Origin of the sequence: Azohydromonas australica DSM 1124, from assembly GCF_000430725.1 — a bacterium.
Lineage (GTDB): Bacteria > Pseudomonadota > Gammaproteobacteria > Burkholderiales > Burkholderiaceae_C > Azohydromonas > Azohydromonas australica.
In genome coordinates this window covers 278,867-297,635 of sequence record NZ_KE387206.1, presented here as the reverse complement: position 1 = coordinate 297,635, position 18,769 = coordinate 278,867, and the positions used below count along the sequence as shown (strand labels likewise).

At 70.9% G+C, this 18,769-nt stretch carries 17 protein-coding genes; 7 read left to right on the top strand and 10 right to left on the bottom strand.

The genetic code is table 11. From position 1 onward, the window contains the following. Positions 1–17 precede the first annotated feature (17 nt). Positions 18–1,112 (bottom strand): acyltransferase family protein, encoded by a 1,095-nt coding sequence (locus tag H537_RS0127215; RefSeq protein ID WP_084150968.1) that lies wholly within the window; start codon positions 1,110–1,112, stop codon positions 18–20. A gap of 162 nt (positions 1,113–1,274) precedes the next feature. Here H537_RS0127215 and H537_RS0127210 point away from each other — a divergent pair, with 162 nt between their 5' ends. After that, positions 1,275–1,805, top strand: a complete 531-nt coding sequence (locus H537_RS0127210; RefSeq protein WP_029000383.1) for an ankyrin repeat domain-containing protein — start codon at positions 1,275–1,277, stop codon at positions 1,803–1,805. Between the two features lie 132 nt (positions 1,806–1,937). Beyond that, the gene (locus H537_RS0127205) at positions 1,938–2,417 is read left to right on the top strand and encodes an aminoacyl-tRNA deacylase (RefSeq protein ID WP_029000382.1); all 480 of its coding nucleotides are present in this window, start codon (positions 1,938–1,940) and stop codon (positions 2,415–2,417) included. A gap of 66 nt (positions 2,418–2,483) precedes the next feature. Here the strand turns inward: H537_RS0127205 and H537_RS0127200 are convergent, their stop codons facing one another. The 7 genes from H537_RS0127200 to H537_RS0127170 all read right to left on the bottom strand — a co-directional run bounded on the left by H537_RS0127200 (position 2,484) and on the right by H537_RS0127170 (position 10,459). Continuing rightward, entirely contained in the window at positions 2,484–2,849 is a 366-nt protein-coding gene (locus tag H537_RS0127200; protein ID WP_156901960.1) for a hypothetical protein, read from the bottom strand. 116 nt (positions 2,850–2,965) lie between these two features. Then, entirely contained in the window at positions 2,966–3,655 is a 690-nt protein-coding gene (locus H537_RS0127195; RefSeq protein ID WP_211235091.1) for a glycoside hydrolase family 19 protein, read from the bottom strand. A gap of 315 nt (positions 3,656–3,970) precedes the next feature. Continuing rightward, the gene (locus H537_RS0127190; protein ID WP_029000379.1) at positions 3,971–4,873 is read right to left on the bottom strand and encodes a hydroxymethylglutaryl-CoA lyase; all 903 of its coding nucleotides are present in this window, start codon (positions 4,871–4,873) and stop codon (positions 3,971–3,973) included. After that, positions 4,870–6,876, bottom strand: a complete 2,007-nt coding sequence (locus H537_RS0127185) for an acetyl/propionyl/methylcrotonyl-CoA carboxylase subunit alpha (RefSeq protein WP_029000378.1) — start codon at positions 6,874–6,876, stop codon at positions 4,870–4,872. The genes H537_RS0127190 and H537_RS0127185 overlap by 4 nt, the downstream gene beginning before the upstream one ends. A gap of 1 nt (position 6,877) precedes the next feature. Further along, complete coding sequence (locus H537_RS0127180) at positions 6,878–7,669, bottom strand: enoyl-CoA hydratase/isomerase family protein (RefSeq protein WP_029000377.1); 792 nt, start codon at positions 7,667–7,669, stop codon at positions 6,878–6,880. Positions 7,670–7,676: 7 nt separating this feature from the next. Continuing rightward, positions 7,677–9,284 carry a carboxyl transferase domain-containing protein gene (locus H537_RS0127175; protein ID WP_029000376.1) on the bottom strand — a complete coding sequence of 536 codons (1,608 nt, stop codon included), beginning with the start codon at positions 9,282–9,284 and terminating at the stop codon, positions 7,677–7,679. After that, a complete protein-coding gene (locus tag H537_RS0127170; protein ID WP_029000375.1) occupies positions 9,284–10,459 on the bottom strand; it encodes an isovaleryl-CoA dehydrogenase in 1,176 nt (391 codons plus the stop codon). Before H537_RS0127170 ends, H537_RS0127175 begins: the two co-directional genes overlap by 1 nt. A 104-nt stretch (positions 10,460–10,563) precedes the next feature. Between H537_RS0127170 and H537_RS0127165 the strand changes: the two genes are divergently transcribed. Beyond that, positions 10,564–11,577 carry an AraC family transcriptional regulator gene (locus H537_RS0127165; protein WP_029000374.1) on the top strand — a complete coding sequence of 338 codons (1,014 nt, stop codon included), beginning with the start codon at positions 10,564–10,566 and terminating at the stop codon, positions 11,575–11,577. Positions 11,578–11,597: 20 nt separating this feature from the next. Here H537_RS0127165 and H537_RS45760 read toward each other — a convergent pair whose 3' ends face one another. Next, entirely contained in the window at positions 11,598–14,297 is a 2,700-nt protein-coding gene (locus H537_RS45760) for a hybrid sensor histidine kinase/response regulator (RefSeq protein WP_084150967.1), read from the bottom strand. Then, positions 14,294–15,091, bottom strand: a complete 798-nt coding sequence (locus tag H537_RS0127155) for a response regulator transcription factor (protein WP_051243308.1) — start codon at positions 15,089–15,091, stop codon at positions 14,294–14,296. Before H537_RS0127155 ends, H537_RS45760 begins: the two co-directional genes overlap by 4 nt. Before the next feature lie 153 nt (positions 15,092–15,244). Between H537_RS0127155 and H537_RS0127150 the strand changes: the two genes are divergently transcribed. The 4 genes from H537_RS0127150 (at position 15,245) to H537_RS0127135 (ending at position 18,755) form a co-directional block, all read left to right on the top strand. Beyond that, a complete protein-coding gene (locus H537_RS0127150; RefSeq protein WP_156901959.1) occupies positions 15,245–16,126 on the top strand; it encodes a hypothetical protein in 882 nt (293 codons plus the stop codon). 133 nt (positions 16,127–16,259) lie between these two features. Next, a complete protein-coding gene (locus tag H537_RS45755; protein WP_169517099.1) occupies positions 16,260–16,820 on the top strand; it encodes a phosphatase PAP2 family protein in 561 nt (186 codons plus the stop codon). 141 nt (positions 16,821–16,961) lie between these two features. Continuing rightward, positions 16,962–17,804 (top strand): endonuclease/exonuclease/phosphatase family protein, encoded by an 843-nt coding sequence (locus tag H537_RS0127140; protein ID WP_029000371.1) that lies wholly within the window; start codon positions 16,962–16,964, stop codon positions 17,802–17,804. A gap of 36 nt (positions 17,805–17,840) precedes the next feature. After that, positions 17,841–18,755 carry a pirin family protein gene (locus H537_RS0127135; RefSeq protein ID WP_375136340.1) on the top strand — a complete coding sequence of 305 codons (915 nt, stop codon included), beginning with the start codon at positions 17,841–17,843 and terminating at the stop codon, positions 18,753–18,755. The last annotated feature ends 14 nt before the right edge of the window (positions 18,756–18,769 follow it).

The following is an 18,769-nucleotide window of genomic DNA, read 5'->3' as shown; positions in this document are numbered from 1 at the left end:
CAAGGCGCTACCGCGCGTCAGGCGAGGACAGGCACTGGGCGCGAGCACCAAGCGTTCTGGATGAGCGTGATCAGGGGCTTCTCGACGAAGCGGTTGACCAGTGTGGCCGCCACGCAGCCCAGGGCCACGGTCAGCAGGAGTATTCCGTTCGGGCTGTCGTGGAACAGCTTGCCCAGTAGAGGCACGGTGACGCTGATCACCATGCCGTGGGTGAGATAGAGCGGATAGGACAGGTCGCCCAGCCAGTTCGCATAGCGTCCCGGCCTGATGCGACCCGCGGACTCCGCCGCCGCCAGTCCGATGATAAGGAGGATCGAGCTCAGCCCGAACAGCAGCACCGAGGGCGCGCCGTGCGCGGGGAAGTGCAGCGTGTTTTCCAGCAGGCCCGAGGCCAGGAACCCCAACCCGCCCACCAGGGCCAGCACCCGCGCACAGGGCAGCGGGCCCCGGTGCACGAGCCAGGCAGCCCCGATACCCAAGAGAAACAACAGGTTGTAATTAGAGAACATGGTCCGGCCCAGGTCGCCCGGAAATCCGGTGCCCAAGTCGAGCCCCAGCCATTTCACGGCAGTGAAGAGCAGTATCCACAGGCCCAGGATCAGGCGGCTCAAGCGGGCATGGGCAATCGCGAGTCCGAACAGCAGGTAAAACAGGACTTCATGCACCAGTGTCCAGGACACGATCAGCATGGGAAAGCTCGCCTGCGGCAGGAGCAATATCGATTTGACGAAATAATCCCACTCGAATTTTCCAGCGGCGACAAACTTGGCCGTGACCGGGACCATCACCAACAGGAACAGCGGATAAATTCGCACCACCCGTTTCCACGCGAATATCTTCAACCTGGAAGGATGCCCCAAATCGCCATGGTGGACGTGGAACATGATGAATCCACTGAGAACGAAGAAGAAATCCACGCCGGCATGGCCAAACTTGAAAAACCCGTCGAACGGAGCGCCCCATCCCGGCTTGCACAACTCGACCACGCGCTCGCCATGGTAGAAAACGACCAGCAAGGCCGCCAAGCCGCGAACCACCTCAATCGTTCGGAGTTTTCCTTCCGCGACGGGCCGGACAAGGCTCGCCGTTTTGATAGCCGCAGCACTGGACATGTAGTAAAAATGCTTCTAAATCGCTTTGAAGGTTGAAGCAAAATTTTACAAACATGCATTCGTCATCCTGATCAGCACTCAGATCTTTTGTGCACAAGTTGGCATGCGATCGAATCCTGAAAGCCGGCGATACTGAATCCGGAACCTGTTCGGGAAATAGACATGCCAGACGACACCGCTTTTCATTCCCCCATCGACCAGGAAACGCTGGACTTCCTGCACGGCGTGCTGGACTCGGTGCGCCGTGGCGACGCCGCGCGCATCGCCTCGCTGCTGGAGCGCGGCCTGCCGCCCAACCTGCGTGATCACAAGGGCGACAGCCTGCTGATGCTGGCTGCCTACCACGGCCACCACGACACCGCCGCCGCGTTGCTGCGCCACGGCGCCGACCCCGAGCTGGCCAACGACCGCGGCCAGACGCCGCTGGGCGGCGCGGTCTTCAAGGGCGACCACGCCATGGTGGAGCTGCTGCTGGCGCAGGGCGCGCACGTCGACGGCGTGGGACCGGACGGCCGCACGCCGCTGATGCTGGCAGCCATGTTCAACCGGCTGGAGCTGCTGGAGCTGCTGCTGGCGCGCGGCGCCGACCCCGGGGTGCGCGACGCCACGGGCACGAGCGCGGTGGAGGCAGCAAGGAAGATGGGAGCCGAAGACGCGGCGCGGCGGCTGGAGCAGCTTCAGGCCGGCGCGTGAGACACCGGCAGGCCCTCGAGCCCCCGCCTGCAACGCCATCGGGGCCAAGCCGCCGCCCGCCCGCCAGCGGCGCACACTCGCCTCCCGCCCTGTGCAACGCAGGGCGCCGTCGCATCGACCAAGGAGGCTGAGATGTCCATTCCTTCGCGTCTATCGGACTACCTGAACCAGCACGCCACCCGCTACGACGTCTGCTGGCACCCGCACAGCCGCAGCAGCGCCGAGACCGCGCGCACCGCCCACGTGCCGCCCAGCCAGCTGGCCAAGGCGGTGATGCTGGAAGACCCGCACGGCTGCGTGATCGCCGTGCTGCCCGCCGACAAGAGCGTGATGCCGCACGAGGTGGCGCAGCTGCTGGGCCGCCAGGAGCTGCGCCTGGTGGAGGAGCGCCGCCTGGGCGAGCTGCTCGACGGCTGCGAGCCCGGCGCCGTGCCGCCCGTGGGCATGGCCTGGGGACTGGAAACCGTGGTGGACGACGAGTTGGAGCAGCGCGAAGTGGTCTACCTGGAGACCGGCGACCACGAGCAGCTGCTGCGGCTGTCGCAGGACCAGTTCCTGGCGTTGATGCACGGCGCGCGCTGGGGACGGATCAGCCGGGCGCAGATGCACTGAAGTTGACCTGGGCCCGTTGCCGTGGCCCGCGCCTGCCGGCGGGGGCCGCGGCTGCCCATCAAGGCCTCACTTGACCAGGGGCAGCCAGTTGATGTCCTCGCGGAAGCCCTCGCCGCCGTCGTCGCAGACCAGCCGCCGCAAGGGCTTGCCGTTGCGCAGGATCAGCACGCCGTCCTCGACTTCGGGCGTGCGTTCCGTCCCCTCGCTGCGGCCGAGCTGGCTGTAGACGCTGTACCGGTACTCGCCGCGCTGGAACGACACCGCGGTCGCACCGCCACCAAAGCGCAGGACATCGGAGCGCGTGAAACCAGGGCCGCCGGCGTGGCCGCTTTCCGGGAACACCAGCTCCGGCCGGCCCGCGGCGCCGAAGCGGTAAACCAGCGCCTTTTCCCCGGCGACGGGACGGCACAGCGAAACGATCTTCTTGCCCACGTGGCAGGAAAACACGACGGTTTCGTCGGTCCCGCACAGAGTATTTTCAGCCGCCCCGGCCGGCGCCATCGCGGCGGCGAACAGGACGGAGGCCAGGGAAAACAGACGCAATAGCTTCACATCGCTGCCTTGATTCGGGCCAGCCGCGCCTTGCGGTCGGGCAGGCCAATGTCGCCGCCATTGATGAGCCGGGTGACCTCGACCACGTCGTCGGCATCCGCAGCGGCATTCAGGGGGCGGGAATCCCAGAAGTAGAAAGCCGACTCGACACCGTAATCGATGATGTCGATCAACAGCTCCGGCCTTTCGACGAAATCCCGTGGGTCATCGGGATTGCGCGCGTTGTGCGAATTCGTGAAGCCCTTGTAATTGGTCTTGCCCGTCAGCTGGATCATGCCCCGGCCGCGGTACCTGAAGCCGTCGCCCGAGACCTCGTCCCCGTTGCCGAGCCGGTTGGCGTAAACGTAGCCCAGCAGGTTCTTGGAATTGCGGGCGCACCTGGCCTGCTCGGTCCAGAGTTTTTCTCGCAGCCGGCCCAGCTTGCAATCGTCGTGCCCCGCGTCGTAATTCTTGGAGCCGCCCTTGCAGCCAAATATCTGGTGCATGCGCTCGGTGCTGTAATTGCCGCTCTCCTCCACCGTTTTCAGCCCGCTCTCATGGGCAATCTGCGCCAGGAAATGGGCGACCCGGAGTTTGGTATTGATTCCGTAGGCCGCGGCATACTTGTTCATGCCGCCCAGGATGGACTGGTAATACAGATCAGAGTTACCCGGCTCGGCCGCTCCAAGAATGGCGGCGGTGATCATGTGGAATTTCTCCGGCCACAGGGAGTCTGTGGAAGCTCCATCCTCCGTCGCCGCGCTCAGGAACGAACTACCGGCTCTCACGACTGGCGCGGTCGGCTGACCCAGGTCACCACTTCGGGCCTGGCGCACCCCGGTATGCCGAGGGGCCAGGCGAGCGCATCGCCGTCCGCCGGCTGGTAGAGCGCCGCGCATGCGCCGGGAAGGAAGCCCGCTGGCGGGCCGGATCGCTGCTGCCATGGCCGAGCCTGGAAGCAAGCGGGCCTCCCACCAGCGCGCCTGGGCGAGCGCTCCCGCACCCGCCGCGGCGAAGCGGCTTCAGGCGCAGGCCGCCCGCAGCGCCCGTGTCACCTTCGAGCCCGGCTCGCGCCCCAGCACGCCGCTGATCCAGGCCGAGGTTTCCGCCAGCTGCTGCAGGTCCACGCCGGTGTCGGCGCCCAGGCCCTGCAGCAGGTAGACCACGTCTTCCGTCGCGACGTTGCCCGAGGCGCCCTTGGCGTAGGGGCAGCCGCCCAGGCCGGAGACCGAGGCGTCGAAGACGCGCAGGCCCAGTGCGTAGGAAGCGGCCACGTTGGCCACCGCCATGCCCCAGGTGTCGTGGTAGTGGCCGGCGAGCTGCGCCACCGGCACGCGCGCGGCCACCGCCTCCAGCATCGCCGTGACGCTGGCCGGCGTGCCGGTGCCGATGGTGTCGCCCAGCGACACCTCGTAGCAGCCCATGCCGTGCAGCCGCGCCGCCACCTCCGCCACCCGCAGCGGCGCCACCGGGCCCTCGTAGGGACAGGCCACCACGCAGGAGACGTAGCCGCGCACCTTCACCCCCGCTGCCCGCGCAGCCTCCATCACCGGCTCGAAGCGGATCAGCGACTCGGCGATCGAGCAGTTGATGTTCTTCTGCGAAAAGCTCTCGGATGCCGCCGCGAACACCGCCACCTCGGTCGCGCCGGACTCCACCGCCGCCTCCAGGCCCTTGAGGTTGGGCACCAGCACAGGGTAGTTCACGCCCGGGCGGCGCGGCAGGCGGCGCATGAGGTCGGCGTGGTCCGCCATCTGCGGCACCCACTTCGGCGAGACGAAGGCCGTGGCCTCGATGTCGCGCAGGCCCGCGTCGGCCAGCCGCGCGATCAGCTCCAGCTTCACGTCCGTGGGCACGGGCTGCTTCTCGTTCTGCAGCCCGTCGCGCGGGCCGACCTCGACGATGCGCACACGGTTGTCGCTCATGACGGCTCTCCAAACTCCACCAGCTCCGCCCCGTCGGCGACCTGCTCGCCCGGCGCGTACCTGAACGCCTTGACCACGCCCTGCCGCGGCGCGGTGATGGTGTGCTCCATCTTCATCGCCTCCAGCACCAGCAGCGGGGCGCCCTTCTCGACCGCGGCACCGGGCTGCGCCAGCCACGCGATCACCTTGCCCGGCATGGGCGCGCGCAATCCGCCTTCGGCCTCGTCGCCGCCGCCGCCCACGTGCAGGCTGTCCACCAGGCTCAGCGGCCAGCTGCGGCCCTCGAAGAAGACGTGGCGCCGCTCGCCCGCCGCGACCACCGCCGCGTGCAGCCGCCGCTCGCCCAGCTGCACCAGCAGCGCCCCGTCGGCGCCGGGTGTGGCGCGCGCCTCCACCGCCGGGCCGCCTTCCAGCCCGAGGCGCCAGGCGTTGCGCGGCAGCACTTCCACCATCACCGCCTGCAGCTGCTCGCCCAGCCGCAGCTGCAGCCGGCGCTGCGCGCGGCCGTTCAGGCGCCAGCCGTCCAGCGCGGCCCAGGGCGAATCGGCGGCGGCGCTGCGCTCGGCCGCCTTCTGCGCCTGCCGCTGCTCGCGCTGCAGCTCGGCCAGCGCGGCGATCAGCCACACGCTCTCGGGCACCTCGCGCCCGGGCGGGAACAGGGCTTCCTGCTCGCGCTCGATCAGCCCCGTGTCGAAGCGGCCCTGCGCGAAGGCCGGCAGCGCCACCAGCCGTGCCAGGAACTCCACGTTGTTCTGCACCCCCACCACGCGGAACTGCGCCAGCGCCTGGCGCATGCGCGACAGCGCTTGCGTGCGGTCGGCGCCCCAGACGATCAGCTTGGCGATCATCGGGTCGTAGTGCGGCGTGATCTCGTCGCCCTGCTCCACGCCGCTGTCCACGCGCACGTGCTCGCTCTCCGCGGGCGGCGACAGGTGCAGCAGCCGGCCGGTCGAGGGCAGGAAGCCCTTGTCCGGGTCCTCGGCGTAGATGCGCGCCTCCAGCGCGTGGCCGTCGATGGACAGCTGTTCCTGTGCCAGCGGCAGCGGCTCGCCGGCGGCCACGCGCAGCTGCCACTCCACCAAGTCCAGCCCGGTGATCATTTCCGTCACCGGGTGCTCGACCTGCAGCCGCGTGTTCATCTCCATGAACCAGAAGGAGCCGTCGCCCTGGGCGATGAACTCCACCGTGCCCGCGCCCACGTAGCCCACGGCCTTGGCCGCTTCCACGGCGGCCTGGCCCATGGCGGCGCGGCGCTCCGGCGTCATGCCCGGCGCGGGTGCCTCTTCCAGCACCTTCTGGTGCCGGCGCTGCACCGAGCAGTCGCGCTCGAACAGGTAGACGCAGCGGCCGTGCCGGTCGGCGAAGACCTGGATCTCGATGTGCCGCGGCTGCAGCACGTACTTCTCGACCAGCACGTGCGCGTCGCCGAAGGCGTTGGTGGCCTCGCGCTGGCAGGAGGCGAGCGCGGCCTCGAAGTCCGCGGCGCGGTCCACGCGGCGCATGCCCTTGCCGCCGCCGCCGGCACTGGCCTTGATCAGCACCGGGTAGCCGATGGCCTCGGCCTGCGCCGCCAGGAAGGCGGGCTCCTGGTTGTCGCCGTGGTAGCCGGGCGTGAGCGGCACGCCGGCCTTCTCCATCAGCGCCTTGGCGGCGGACTTGCTGCCCATGGCGCGGATGGCGGACGCGGGCGGGCCGATGAAGGCGACGCCCGCGGCCTCGCAGGCTTCCGCGAAGTCCTCGTTCTCGGACAGGAAGCCGTAGCCCGGGTGGATGGCCTCGGCGCCGGTGGCGCGCGCGGCCTCCAGGATGCGGTCGCCGCGCAGGTAGGACTCGCGCGCCGCGGCCGGGCCGATCAGCACCGCCTCATCGGCCAGGCGCACGTGGCGCGCGTTGGCGTCGGCCTCGGAATACACCGCCACCGTGGCGATGCCCATGCGCCGCGCGGTGCGGATCACCCGGCAGGCGATCTCGCCGCGGTTGGCGATCAGGATCTTCTTGAACATCTCACTGCCCTCCCACCCACGCCGCCGGCCGCTTCTCCAGGAAGGCCGACAGGCCCTCCTTCGCCTCCGGCGTGGCCCGCAGCGTCGCGATGCGCCGCGCCGTGTCCTCGATCACGGCCGCGTCGACGGGCCGGTCGGCCACGGCGCGGATCAGCTCCTTGGCCGCCGTCTGCGCCTTGGGCCCGCCGGCCAGCAGCGCCGACACCACCTGGTCCACCGCCGCGTCCAGCGCGTCGGCCGCGGCCAGCTCGTGCACCAGCCCCAGCTCCCAGGCGCGCTGCGCCGTGATGCGCTCCGCCGTCTGGAAGTAGCGCGTGGCCTGCCGCTGCCCGATGGCGCGGATCACGTAGGGGCTGATGGCCGAAGGGATGATCCCGAACTTCACTTCCGACGTCGCGAACGACGCCGCCGTGGAGGCGACGCAGATGTCGCAGGCCGACGCCAGCCCCATGCCGCCACCCAGCGCCGCGCCGTGCACGCGCGCGATGGTCGGCTTGCCGCAGGTGGCGATGGTGCGGAACAGCTCGGCGAGCCGGCGCGCGTCCTCCAGGTTGGCTTCCAGGGGCGCGGCGCTCTGGCGCTGCATCCAGTTCAGGTCCGCGCCGGCGGAGAAGCTTTTGCCTTCGCCGGCCAGCACGACCACGCGCACGGACGCGTCCGCGTCCAGGGCCCGGAACGTCTCGGTCAGCGCCGCGATCAGCGCCTCGTCGAAGGCGTTGTGCACCTCGGGCCGGCTCATCACCACGCGGGCGACGCCGCCGGCGCGTTCGATCTTCAAGGGTTGAGTGCTCATCACGGCCTCACATGCGGAAGACGCCGAAGCGGGTCGGCTCGATGGGCGCATTCAGCGCGGCGGACAGGGACAGCGCCAGCACGCGGCGCGTCTGCGCCGGGTCGATCACGCCGTCGTCCCACAGCCGCGCCGTGGCGTAGTACGGATGGCCCTGGTCCTCGTACTGCTGGCGGATGGGCGCCTTGAAGGCCTCCTCGGCCTCCGCGCTCCAGCTCTGTCCCTTGGCCTCGATGCCGTCGCGCCGCACGGTGGCCAGCACGCTGGCGGCCTGCTCGCCGCCCATCACGCTGATGCGCGAGTTCGGCCACATCCACAGGAAGCGCGGCGAGTAGGCCCGGCCGCACATGCCGTAGTTACCGGCGCCGAAGCTGCCGCCGATGATCGCGGTGATCTTGGGCACCTGCGCCGTCGCCACGGCCGTGACCATCTTGGCGCCGTCCTTGGCGATGCCGCCGTTCTCGTACTTGCGCCCCACCATGAAGCCGGTGATGTTCTGCAGGAACAGCAGCGGCACGCCGCGCTGGCAGCACAGCTCGATGAAGTGCGCGCCCTTCTGCGCCGACTCGCCGAACAGGATGCCGTTGTTGGCCACGATGCCCACCGGCATGCCGTGCAGCGACGCGAAGCCCGTCACCAGCGTGCTGCCGTAGCGCGCCTTGAACTCGTCGAAGCGCGAGCCGTCCACCACGCGCGCGATGACCTCGCGCACGTCGTAGGGCTTGCGCGTGTCGCGCGGGATGATCCCGTACAGCTCCTCCGGGTCGAAGCGCGGCGGCTCGGCGTTCTGCAGCACCACGGTGTCGGGCTTGCGGTGGTTCAGCCGCGCCACGATGCGCCGCGCCAGGTAGAGCGCGTGGCCGTCGTTCTCGGCCAGGTGGTCCGCCACGCCGGAGACGCGCGTGTGCACGTCGCCGCCGCCCAGGTCCTCGGCGCTGACCACCTCGCCGGTGGCAGCCTTCACCAGCGGCGGGCCGCCCAGGAAGATCGTGCCCTGGTTGCGCACGATCACGGTCTCGTCGCTCATCGCGGGCACGTAGGCGCCGCCCGCGGTGCAGGAGCCCATCACCACCGCGATCTGCGCGATGCCCTGCGCCGACATGTTGGCCTGGTTGAAGAAGATGCGCCCGAAGTGGTCGCGGTCCGGGAACACCTCGTCCTGCTTGGGCAGGAAGGCGCCGCCCGAGTCCACCAGGTAGATGCACGGCAGCCGGTTGGCCTGCGCGATCTCCTGGGCACGCAGGTGCTTCTTCACCGTCATCGGGTAGTAGGTGCCGCCCTTCACCGTCGCGTCGTTGGCGACCACCATGCACTCCACGCCCTGCACGCGGCCGATGCCGGTGATCACGCCCGCGCTGGGCGCGTCGCCGTCGTACATGCCGTGCGCGGCGAGCTGGCCGATCTCCAGGAAGGGGCTGCCCGGGTCCAGCAGCTGGTCCACGCGGTCGCGCGGCAGCAGCTTGCCGCGGGCGGTGTGCTTGGCCCGCGCCGCCTCGCCGCCGCCCTGGGCGGCGCGGGCGGCCTGCTGGCGCAGGTCCTCGACCACCGCGCGCATCGCGGCGGCGTTGGCCTTGAACTCCTCGGAGCGCGGGTCGATGCGGCTGTCCAGCGCCTGCATCACAGGGTCTCCGCGAACAGTTCCCGGCCGATGAGCATGCGGCGGATCTCGCTGGTGCCCGCGCCGATTTCGTAGAGCTTCGCGTCGCGCCAGAGGCGCTCCACCGGGAACTCCTTGGTGTAGCCCACGCCGCCCAGGGTCTGGATCGCCTCGCCTGCCATCCAGGTCGCCTTCTCGGCCGAGTACAGGATCGCGCCGGCGGCGTCCTTGCGCAGCGTGCGCGCGTGGTCGGCCGAGTCGCAGGCCTTGCCCACGGCGTAGACGTAGGCGCGGCAGGCCTGGTGCGTGGTGTACATGTCGGCCAGCTTGCCCTGCATGAGCTGGAACTCGCCGATGCTCTGGCCGAACTGCTTGCGGTCGTGCACGTACGGGATCACCGCGTCCATGCACGCGGCCATGATGCCCAGCGGGCCGCCGGAGAGCACGGCGCGCTCGTAGTCCAGGCCGCTCATCAGCACCCGCACGCCGTTGCCCACGCCGCCCAGCACGTTCTCCTCGGGCACCTCGCAGTCGTCGAAGAACACCGGGAAGGTGTTGGAGCCGCGCATGCCCAGCTTGTCAAGCTTCTCGCCGAAGGACAGGCCCTTGAAGCCCTTCTCCAGGATGAAGGCCGTGATGCCCTTGGGGCCGGCCTCGGGGTCGGTCTTGGCGTAGACGATGAGGGTGTCGGCGTCGCCGCCGTTGGTGATCCACATCTTCGAGCCGTTGAGCACGAAGCGGTCGCCCTTCTTCTCGGCGCGCAGCTTCATGCTCACCACGTCGGAGCCGGCGCCGGGCTCGCTCATGGCCAGGGCGCCGACGTGCTCGCCGCTGACCAGCTTGGGCAGGTAGCGGTCCTTCTGCGCGGCGGTGCCGTTGCGGTGCAGCTGGTTCACGGCCAGGTTGGAGTGCGCGCCGTAGCTCAGGCCCACCGAGGCCGAGGCGCGCGAGACCTCCTCCATCGCCACGATGTGGGCGAGGTAGCCCAGGTTCGTGCCGCCGTACTCCTCGCTCACCGTCATGCCGTGCAGGCCCAGGTCGCCGAGCTTCTTCCACAGGTCGGCGGGGAAGAGGTTGTCGCGGTCGATGGCCGCGGCGCGGGGAGCGATCTCCTTGGAAGCGAAGTTCGCGACCGTGTCGCGCAGCATCTCGATGGTCTCGCCGAGGCCGAAGTTCAGGCCGGGAAGCTGGGTCATGGCTTGTCTCCTTTGGTGCGCTGGTGCCGAGGGCGAGCGTAGGCCCGAGCGCGGCACGGCGGCGGCCAGTGGGGTTGCAAAAGCTGCCAAACTTGCAGGCCATCATGAGCACGCCCCCCGCCGTCACCCCCATGGCCTTCGTCCGGTGCATCGTCCTGGCCTTCGAGCGCCGGGGCATGGACCCGGCGCCGACGCTGGCGGCGGCACAAATCACGCCAGCAGAGCTGTGCGACCGCCAAGCGCGCATCACGGCGCTGCAGATGGAAGCCGTCTCCGCCGCCGCGATGCAGGCGCTGGACGACGAGGCGCTGGGCTGGTTCGGGCGCCGCCTGCCCTGGGGCAGCTACGGGATGCTGTGCCGCGCCAGCACCGGCGCCGCAACGCTGGGACTGGCGCTCAAGCGCTGGCGCCGACACCACCGGCTGCTGACGGAGGACGTGCTGCTGGAGCTGGAGGTGGGCGAGAACACGGCCCGCCTGTCCATCACCGAGCACCGCGCGCTGGGCGAGCTGCGCGAGTTCTGCCTGGTGACGCTGCTGCGCTACGTGCACGGCTACGCCTGCTGGGCGGTGGATTCGCGCATCCCGCTGCTGGAGGCGGCGTTCCCCTTCCCCGCGCCGGCGCATGCCGATGCCTACGCCCACATGTTCCCCGGGCCGGTGCGCTTCGAGGCGGCCCAAGCGGGCTTCAGCTTCGACGCGCGCTACCTGGCGCTGCCGCTGCGCCGCGACGAGGCGGCGCTCAACGGCATGCTCAAGCGCGCGCTGCCGCTGACGGTGCGCCAGTACCGGCGCGACCGGCTGCTGGCGCAGCGCGTGCGCGAGCGGCTGCGCCAGCAGCCCGGGGCGAACGCGGACGAGGTGGCGCGGGCGCTGTTCCTGTCCACGCGCAGCCTGCACCGCCAGCTGCAGGAGGAATCGACATCGCTGCAGGCCCTGAAGGACGCAGTGCGGCGCGACATCGCCGTGGAGCTGCTGCTGCGCAGCAGCCGCCCCGTCAAGCAGATCGCGCTGGCGGCGGGTTTCGACAACGAGAAGAGTTTCACGCGCGCCTTCAAGGGCTGGACGGGCGAATCGCCGGCGGCGCTGCGGCAGCGCGCGGGGAATGCGCCGGGCTGAACGGCGGCGGACTTCGTGCTCTAAGCCGGCTCGGCCGCGACCCCGGCCGGGGCCGCCAGCATCCGCTCGCAGCCCTTGAGGTCGCCTTGCTCCGCCAGCGCCCGCAGCCGCTCCAGGAAGCCGCTCCAGGGCGGCTGCGCGGCGGCCAGCTGGGCCGCCCAGTCGGCCACGTCCGACACCGCGCCCAGGCGCACCAGCCGGGCGAACTCGGACAGGTACTCCGGCGGGGGTGGCTGCAGCGCGGCGGCCGGCGCGGCCTCGCAGCCGCCCTCGTCCAGCGTCAGGCCCAGCAGGCCGGCCAGCGTCGTGCGCAGCTGCGCCCGGCTCACCGGCTTGCCCAGCACCGCCGAGAAGCCGGCGGGCTCGCGCAGCCGGGACTCCAGCGCCGCGCTGAGCAGCACCACGGGCAGCGCGGGCCAGCGCGCGCGCAGCGCCGCCAGCACCGCGTGGCCGTCCGCACCGGGCATCTGCAGGTCCGTGAGCACCAGGTCCGGCGCCGGTGCCGCGGCATCGTCCAGCCGCGCCAGGGCCTGCATGCCGCCGTCCAGCGCCAGCACCTCGAAGCCCAGGCCTTCCAGCTCGGCGCACAGCATCTCGCGCACCGCGGCGCTGTCCTCCACCACCCACAGCCGCCGCCCGCTGCCGTCCAGCTCGGGCGGCTGCTCCTGCTCCAGCATGCGCTGCGGCCGGGCGATGGCCTCCTCGCTCACCGGGCGCAGCGCCAGCTCCACGCGCATGCACGTGCCCTCGCCCGGCCGGCTCTCGGCCGCGATGCGCCCGCCCATGCGCTCGGTCCACTGCCGCGCAATCGCCAGCCCCAGCCCCAGGCCCTCGGGCCGGTCCGCCGCCCGCGAGCGCTGGAAGGGCTCGAACAGGTGCGGCAGCACCGCCGCCTCGATGCCCGGGCCGGTGTCGCGCACCGTGAAGCGGAAGCGGCAGCACCCAGCCTCGTCGGGCTCGGGCGCGACCTCCACCTCGAAGGCGACCCGCCCGCCGCGCGTGAACTTGGCCGCGTTGGCCAGCAGGTTCTGCAGCACCTGGCGCAGGCGCTTGGCGTCGGCCTCCACCGCCGTCGGCAGCGCGCCGCGCACCTGCAGCTCGAAGCGGTTGCCCTGCCGCGCGGCCAGCGCCCGGCCTTCGGCCGCCAGGTTCTCCAGCAGCGCCGCGGTGTAGAGCGGCGCGAGCTGCAGCGCGTCGGGCTGCACGCCGCCGCGGGCGTAGTCGATGAGGTCGTTGAGCAGCGCCAGCAGGTGCTGCGCGCTGCGCAGGATCACGCGCCCGTGCTCGGCCTCGCGCCGCCCGGCGCCGCTGAGCAGCCCGGCGTAGCCAAGGATGGAGGTCAGCGGCGTGCGCAGGTCGTGGCTCACGCGGGCCAGGAAGTCGCTCTTGGCCGCGTCGGCGTCGCGCGCGGCGATGAGCGCGTCCTGCAGCGCCCGCGTGCGCTCCTGCACCGCGCGCTCCAGCCGCGCCTGCTCCTCGGCCTGGGCGCGCAGCAGCGCGGCCTGGGCATCGAGCTTGTCGCGCACCGTGCCGTGGTAGTGGCTCATCACCGCGTGCAGCACCATGGCGACGATGCCCAGGTTCGTCCACTGCATGAGGTCGTCGTCCCAGGACACCAGCAGGGGCAGCACCGTGAGCTGCAGCACCCGCAGCGCCGAGACGCCCCACCAGACGCAGTAGTGCAGCAGGCAGATGCGAAAGCGCGGCAAGCGGTGGCGCCAGGCCGCCCACATCGACAGCGGCGTGAACAGCAGGGCCAGCAGGACCAGCAGCATCGTGGCCACGCCGGCCGCCACCGGGCTCATCCACGGCACCGCCACGGCCGCGCCCGCGAAGCCCGCCAGCAGCGCGCGGTAGAAGCGCCGCCACGGCCGCAGGCGGTACAGCTCCAGCGCCCGGTACAGGAACAGCAGCGAGACGCCCACCGTCAGGCTGCTCAGCACCACCCGCAGCCGTGGCTCGATCGGGCCGCCCTCGGACAGCAGGTAGCGGTAGACGAAGCCGTGATACGACAGCTGGTGAAGCGCTATCAGCAGCACCCACAGCGCGAACAGCCCGAAGACGCGCTCGCGCCGCGCCGCGAGCTGCAACAGGAAATACGCCGCCAAGCTCAGCTGCATGCCCACCGACACCAGCACCAGCAGCTTTTCCTGCGCCTCCTGCTCGCGGAAGGCCGGCGGCTCCCACACGCTCAGGTCCACCCGCACCAGCAGGCGCAGGCGCACCTCCGCCAGGAACACCATCTCCTGCCCCGGCTGCAGCGTCACCGGGAAGATGTTCTTCATGCCCGGGACGGGCCGCTCGCGCAGGGGATGCTCGATGCCGCCGGTCCAGGCCTGGCGCACGCGCGTGCCCTCGGGCTCGACCTCGTAGGCGCGCATGTGCTCGATGCGCCAGGCGCCCACCGCCACCCAGCGCGTCACGCTCTGCGGGCCCTGGTTGACCAGCCGCAGCCGCAGCCACAGCCGGCCCGGCACCAGGCCCTGCCTCATGTCCGGGTTGAGCTGCCGCGGCGTGGCGGGTGTCCAGCCCGGCGCCTGCAGCGCTTGCAGCGGCTCCAGCCGGGCCTGCGGGTCCGCCAGCGCCTCCAGCAGCACGCCCGGGTCCAGGCGCGGCTCCGGGCGCGCCAGGTCCAGCCCCTGGGCCCGGGCGCACAGGCTCCCGAGTCCGCACAGCAAGGCCAGCAGCAGCACCAGCGCCCGGCGCGCCCGAGCATTCATGCGCCAGGCTCCGGCGCCTTGCGGTACTGGCGCGGCGAGAGCCCGAAGCGCTCGCGGAAGGCGGTGGAGAAGTTGCTGGTGCTGCCGTAGCCCAGGTCGGCGGCGATGGTCTGCACTTCCAGCCCCGTCTCGGCCAGCAGCCGCCGCGCCTCCTGCATGCGCGCCTCGTACAGGTAGTCGAAGACGGTGGCGCCGCAGCACTTGCGGAAGGCCTCGTTGAGCCGGCGCGCATTGGTGCCCACCGCGCGTGCCAGCTCGGCCAGCTGCGGCGTCTGGTCCAGGTGCTCCAGCAGCAGCCGCTGCGCGGCCTTGAACACCACCTCCTCCACCGAGGCCGGGCGCGGCGGCGCCTCGGCCGGCACCGGCGCCGTGGGCGTGGACGGGCCGGCCGGGCGCCGCGCGGCGTCGAGGTGGATGCCCACGCGCAGCCGCACCTCGTCGAAGTCGAAGGGCTTGGTCACGTAGTCCACCGCCCCCTCGCTCAGCCCCTGCACCCGCTCCTGCGGCATGGCTGCGGCGGTGAGGAATATCAGCGGAATGCCCGCCGTTGCCGGATCGGCCTTGAGCCGGCGGCAGGCGGCGATGCCGTCGCATTCCGGCATGTTGATGTCCATCAATATCAGGTCGGGCAGCACGAAGCGGGCCTTTTCCACCGCGTCGCGGCCGTTTTCGGCCAGGAACAGCCTGTATCCGTGACGGCGCAGGAATTCCGCCAGCAGCCGCCGGTCCGGCTCCACGTCGTCGACGACCAGGATGCGCGGGACCAACTGAGAGGGAATGTAGGAAATGACCATGCGTGAATTGTTTTCTCGACGCCCGCCGCACCAGGAACCGCGAGTCCGGCCGGACGAAGATTTTTCCTTGCAGCATAACTCCAGGACCGCACGGCACAACTTCGCCGCCAGTCCTCACTAGCATGCCCGCCACGAGCTGTTTGAAAGGCCATCATGCACCAAGATATTTTCCTGGACCGCCGCGAAATGGCTGACAACCCTTTCATACCGGCCCGAGGAATTGGGGACTGGCGCCATCCCCCATTTCTGAAGCGCCGTTCGGGGCGAGGGCCAGGTTTTCTGCCCAACCGTCTGCGCCAACTCCGCAGCCAGGCGCTGGAAATGCGCGGGCAAGACGACTGCATGAGGCTGGCCGCCCTGGGCGGCCATGGCATGCCCGCGCTCAAGCCGCCGGTGCCGCTGGACCTGAATACGCCTTTCCAGGCCACCCGGGACGGCCTCGTGCTGGCCCGGGGCGAGTGCGAGGAGGATTCCGCGGGGTGGCTGGAAGGGCTGCAAACTTTGTGCGGCAGCCCGTGCGTGGTCGCGATGTCGTCCTGCCAGTATTCGCCGCTGGAGAATGTCCTGGTGAAATCCGGCAGCTTCTGCATGCCGGTGCGCAAGGGCACGCCGTTCCAGGTCCGGAGCACGACCGCCTTTGGAAACCCCAGGGCCTCGGCCTATTTCTGCGAGCTGTCGCAGCCCATGGCCTTTCCCGGCGCCCTGGAACCCCTGTCGCCCCACACCCTTTATACGGCGCGCAAGGACGGTTTTCTGCTGGCCCGCATTTCCGTTTTCGGAAACGGCGCCTGCCGCGAAGACGAGGGCAGCCAAGGGCGCGTCGAGGTATTTTCCTGGCCCGATTCCGACATGCCGGCGGCGGATGGGTTGATGGAAACGGCATCGGCCCATTTCCACCCTTCGGGCCGCTGGATCACGGGCAACACGGTGATGCTGCTGGTGCCTGCGGGAAATCGCTTCAAGGTGGAATTGAAGGATTCAACCGGCGGCAGCGAGGTCCGGGTGTGGTGGATGGCCGTGTCGGCCCGGGATTGAGCCCGACACCTGCGCGGCGGCCCGCGCCGCCCGTTGCATGAAAACCACGCAAAGCGCCGGCCGAGGGCTGTGCCGGTCGATTTCCGTGTGCGGTTAACCCGGTCTTCATCTGGCGCCCAGCATCATGCGCGCCATGAATTTCTCCCCCATCTCCACTTCCCGCCGCGGCGTGGCCCTGCTGGGCCTGGGCGCCGCCCTTTCCATGTCCACCGCCGCCTGGGCCGACGGCCAGCGCCGTGCCGGCGACGTGCTGAGCTACGCCATGCCCCTGGGCGTGGCCGCCTACGAGCTCTACCAGGGCGACCGCGAGGGCGCCTGGCAATTCGGCAAGGCCTTCGTGGTGACCATGGGCGCCACCGAGGTGCTCAAGCGCACCACCAATGTGGAGCGCCCGGACCACTCCGACGACGAGTCCTTTCCCTCCGGCCACGCCTCGCGCGCCTTCTCGGCCGCGACCTACATGCACCGGCGCCACGGCATCGAGGCGGCGTGGCCGATGTACCTGGCCGCCACCTACGTCGGCTGGACACGCGTGGACGCCAACCGGCACCGCTGGGGCGACGTGCTCGGCAGCGCCGCGCTCTCGGCCGCGGCGACCTGGTGGCTGGTGGACCCGAAGGAGGAGCGCCGCGTGACGGTGCTGCCGCTGATCGGGCCGCGCGGCGCGGGGGTGGAGGTGTCAGCGCGCTGGTGAGGAGCCGCCTCCGAAGCTGAGGACGGCGGCACGACGAATTTGTTTGCACGCTGACGCCTGGTCGGTTGCACAGTCGCGGCCATGGCCGACGGCGGGCACCTCGTCTGCTGGCGCCGCCCTCAGCCCTGGAGGAGCCGACCCGTGAAGCTGATCACCTGGAACATCCAGTGGGGCCGCGGCACCGACGGCCGCGTGGACTTGGAGCGCATCGTGGCCGACGCCCGCGCGCTGGCCGACTTCGACGTGCTGTGCCTGCAGGAGGTGGCCGACGGCTGGCCTCGGCTGCCCGGCGGCGCTGCCGGCGACCAGTTCCGTGAGCTGTCTCTGGCGCTGCCAAGCTTCACCGCCGTCGAAGGCGTGGCGGTGGACGTGCCCGGCCCGGCGGGCTCGCGCCGGCGCTTCGGCAACCTGCTGCTGTCGCGGCTGCCAGTGCTGCAGGTGCTGCGCCACCAGCTGCCCTGGCCGGCCGCCCCGGGCGTGCCTAGCATGCCGCGGCTGGCCATCGAGGCCACGCTGCGCGCCCCCTTCGGGCCGCTGCGCGTGATGACCACGCACCTCGCCTACTACGCCCTTTCCCAGCGCCTGGCGCAGGTGCAGCGGCTGCGCGAGCTGCAGCAGGAGGGTGCGGCGCACGCGCGGCAGCCGCGGGCCGAGCAAGAAGGCCCGTTCCTGGTGCTGCCCCGCGGCGGCCCCGCGCTGCTGGCAGGGGACATGAACTTCAAGCCGGGCTCGCCGGAGTACCGCCGGCTGCTGGCGCCCTTCCCCGACGGCACGCCGGCCTGGCTCGACGCCTGGGCGCAACTGCACCCCGAGGAGCCGCACCCGCCGACCTTCGCGCCGCACGAGGGGCCTGCGCCGGAGCCGCCCTACTGCTGCGACTACGTGTTTGCCAGCACCGACCTTGCGCCGCGCCTGCGCGCGCTGCGCGTGGACGCGCGCACGACCGCCTCCGACCACCAGCCGCTGCTGCTGGAGCTCGGCTGACCGCTTGACCAACCACCCCGGGAGACCGCCATGTCCATGGACGCACTGGAGACCATCGTCATTCCCCGCAGCTCGGACCTGGGCGACGGCTTCACGGTACGCCGCGCGCTGCCCTCGGCCGAGCGGCGCATGGTGGGGCCCTTCGTGTTCTTCGACGAGATGGGACCGGTGAGCTTCGAGGCCGGGCGCGGGCTGGACGTGCGCCCGCACCCGCACATCGGCCTGGCCACGGTGACGTACCTGCTGGAGGGCGAGATCCTGCACCGCGACAGCCTGGGCGTGGTGCAGCCCATCCGCCCCGGCGAGCTGAACTGGATGACGGCCGGGCGCGGCATCGTGCATTCCGAGCGCACGCCGGCCGAGCGGCGCGACGGCCACAGCCCGCTGGCCGGGATCCAGCTCTGGGTGGCGCTGCCCAAGGCGCACGAGGAAGCCGAGCCCTCCTTCGTGCACCACGGTGCCGGAGAGCTGCCGCAGATGGAGGCCGGGGGCTGCAGCCTGCGCGTCATTCTGGGCGACTTCGAGGGCGCGCACTCGCCCGTGCGCACGCTGTCGGAGATGTTCTACGTGGAGGTGCGGCTGGCACCCGGCGCGCAGCTGCCGCTGCCGCCGCTGCACGAGGAGCGCGCGGCCTACGTGATCGAGGGCCAGGTGTCGGTCAACGCCGAGGACGCCACGCAGGGCCACGGGCCGCGGCAGCTGCTGGTGTTCAAGACGGGCGAGCCGGTGGTGCTGCGCGCGCTGGAGGGGCCGGCGCGGCTGGTGCTGCTGGGCGGGCCGGCGATGGACGCGCCGCGCTTCGTGTGGTGGAACTTCGTCTCCAGCTCGCGCGAGCGCATCGAGCAGGCCAAGGCCGACTGGGCCGCCGGGCGCTTTCCGGCGGTGCCGCAGGAAACCGAATTCATCCCGCTGCCGCAGAACCGGCCCATGCCGCCGGTGAGTTATCCCTGAGTGGCGCGCGGGGC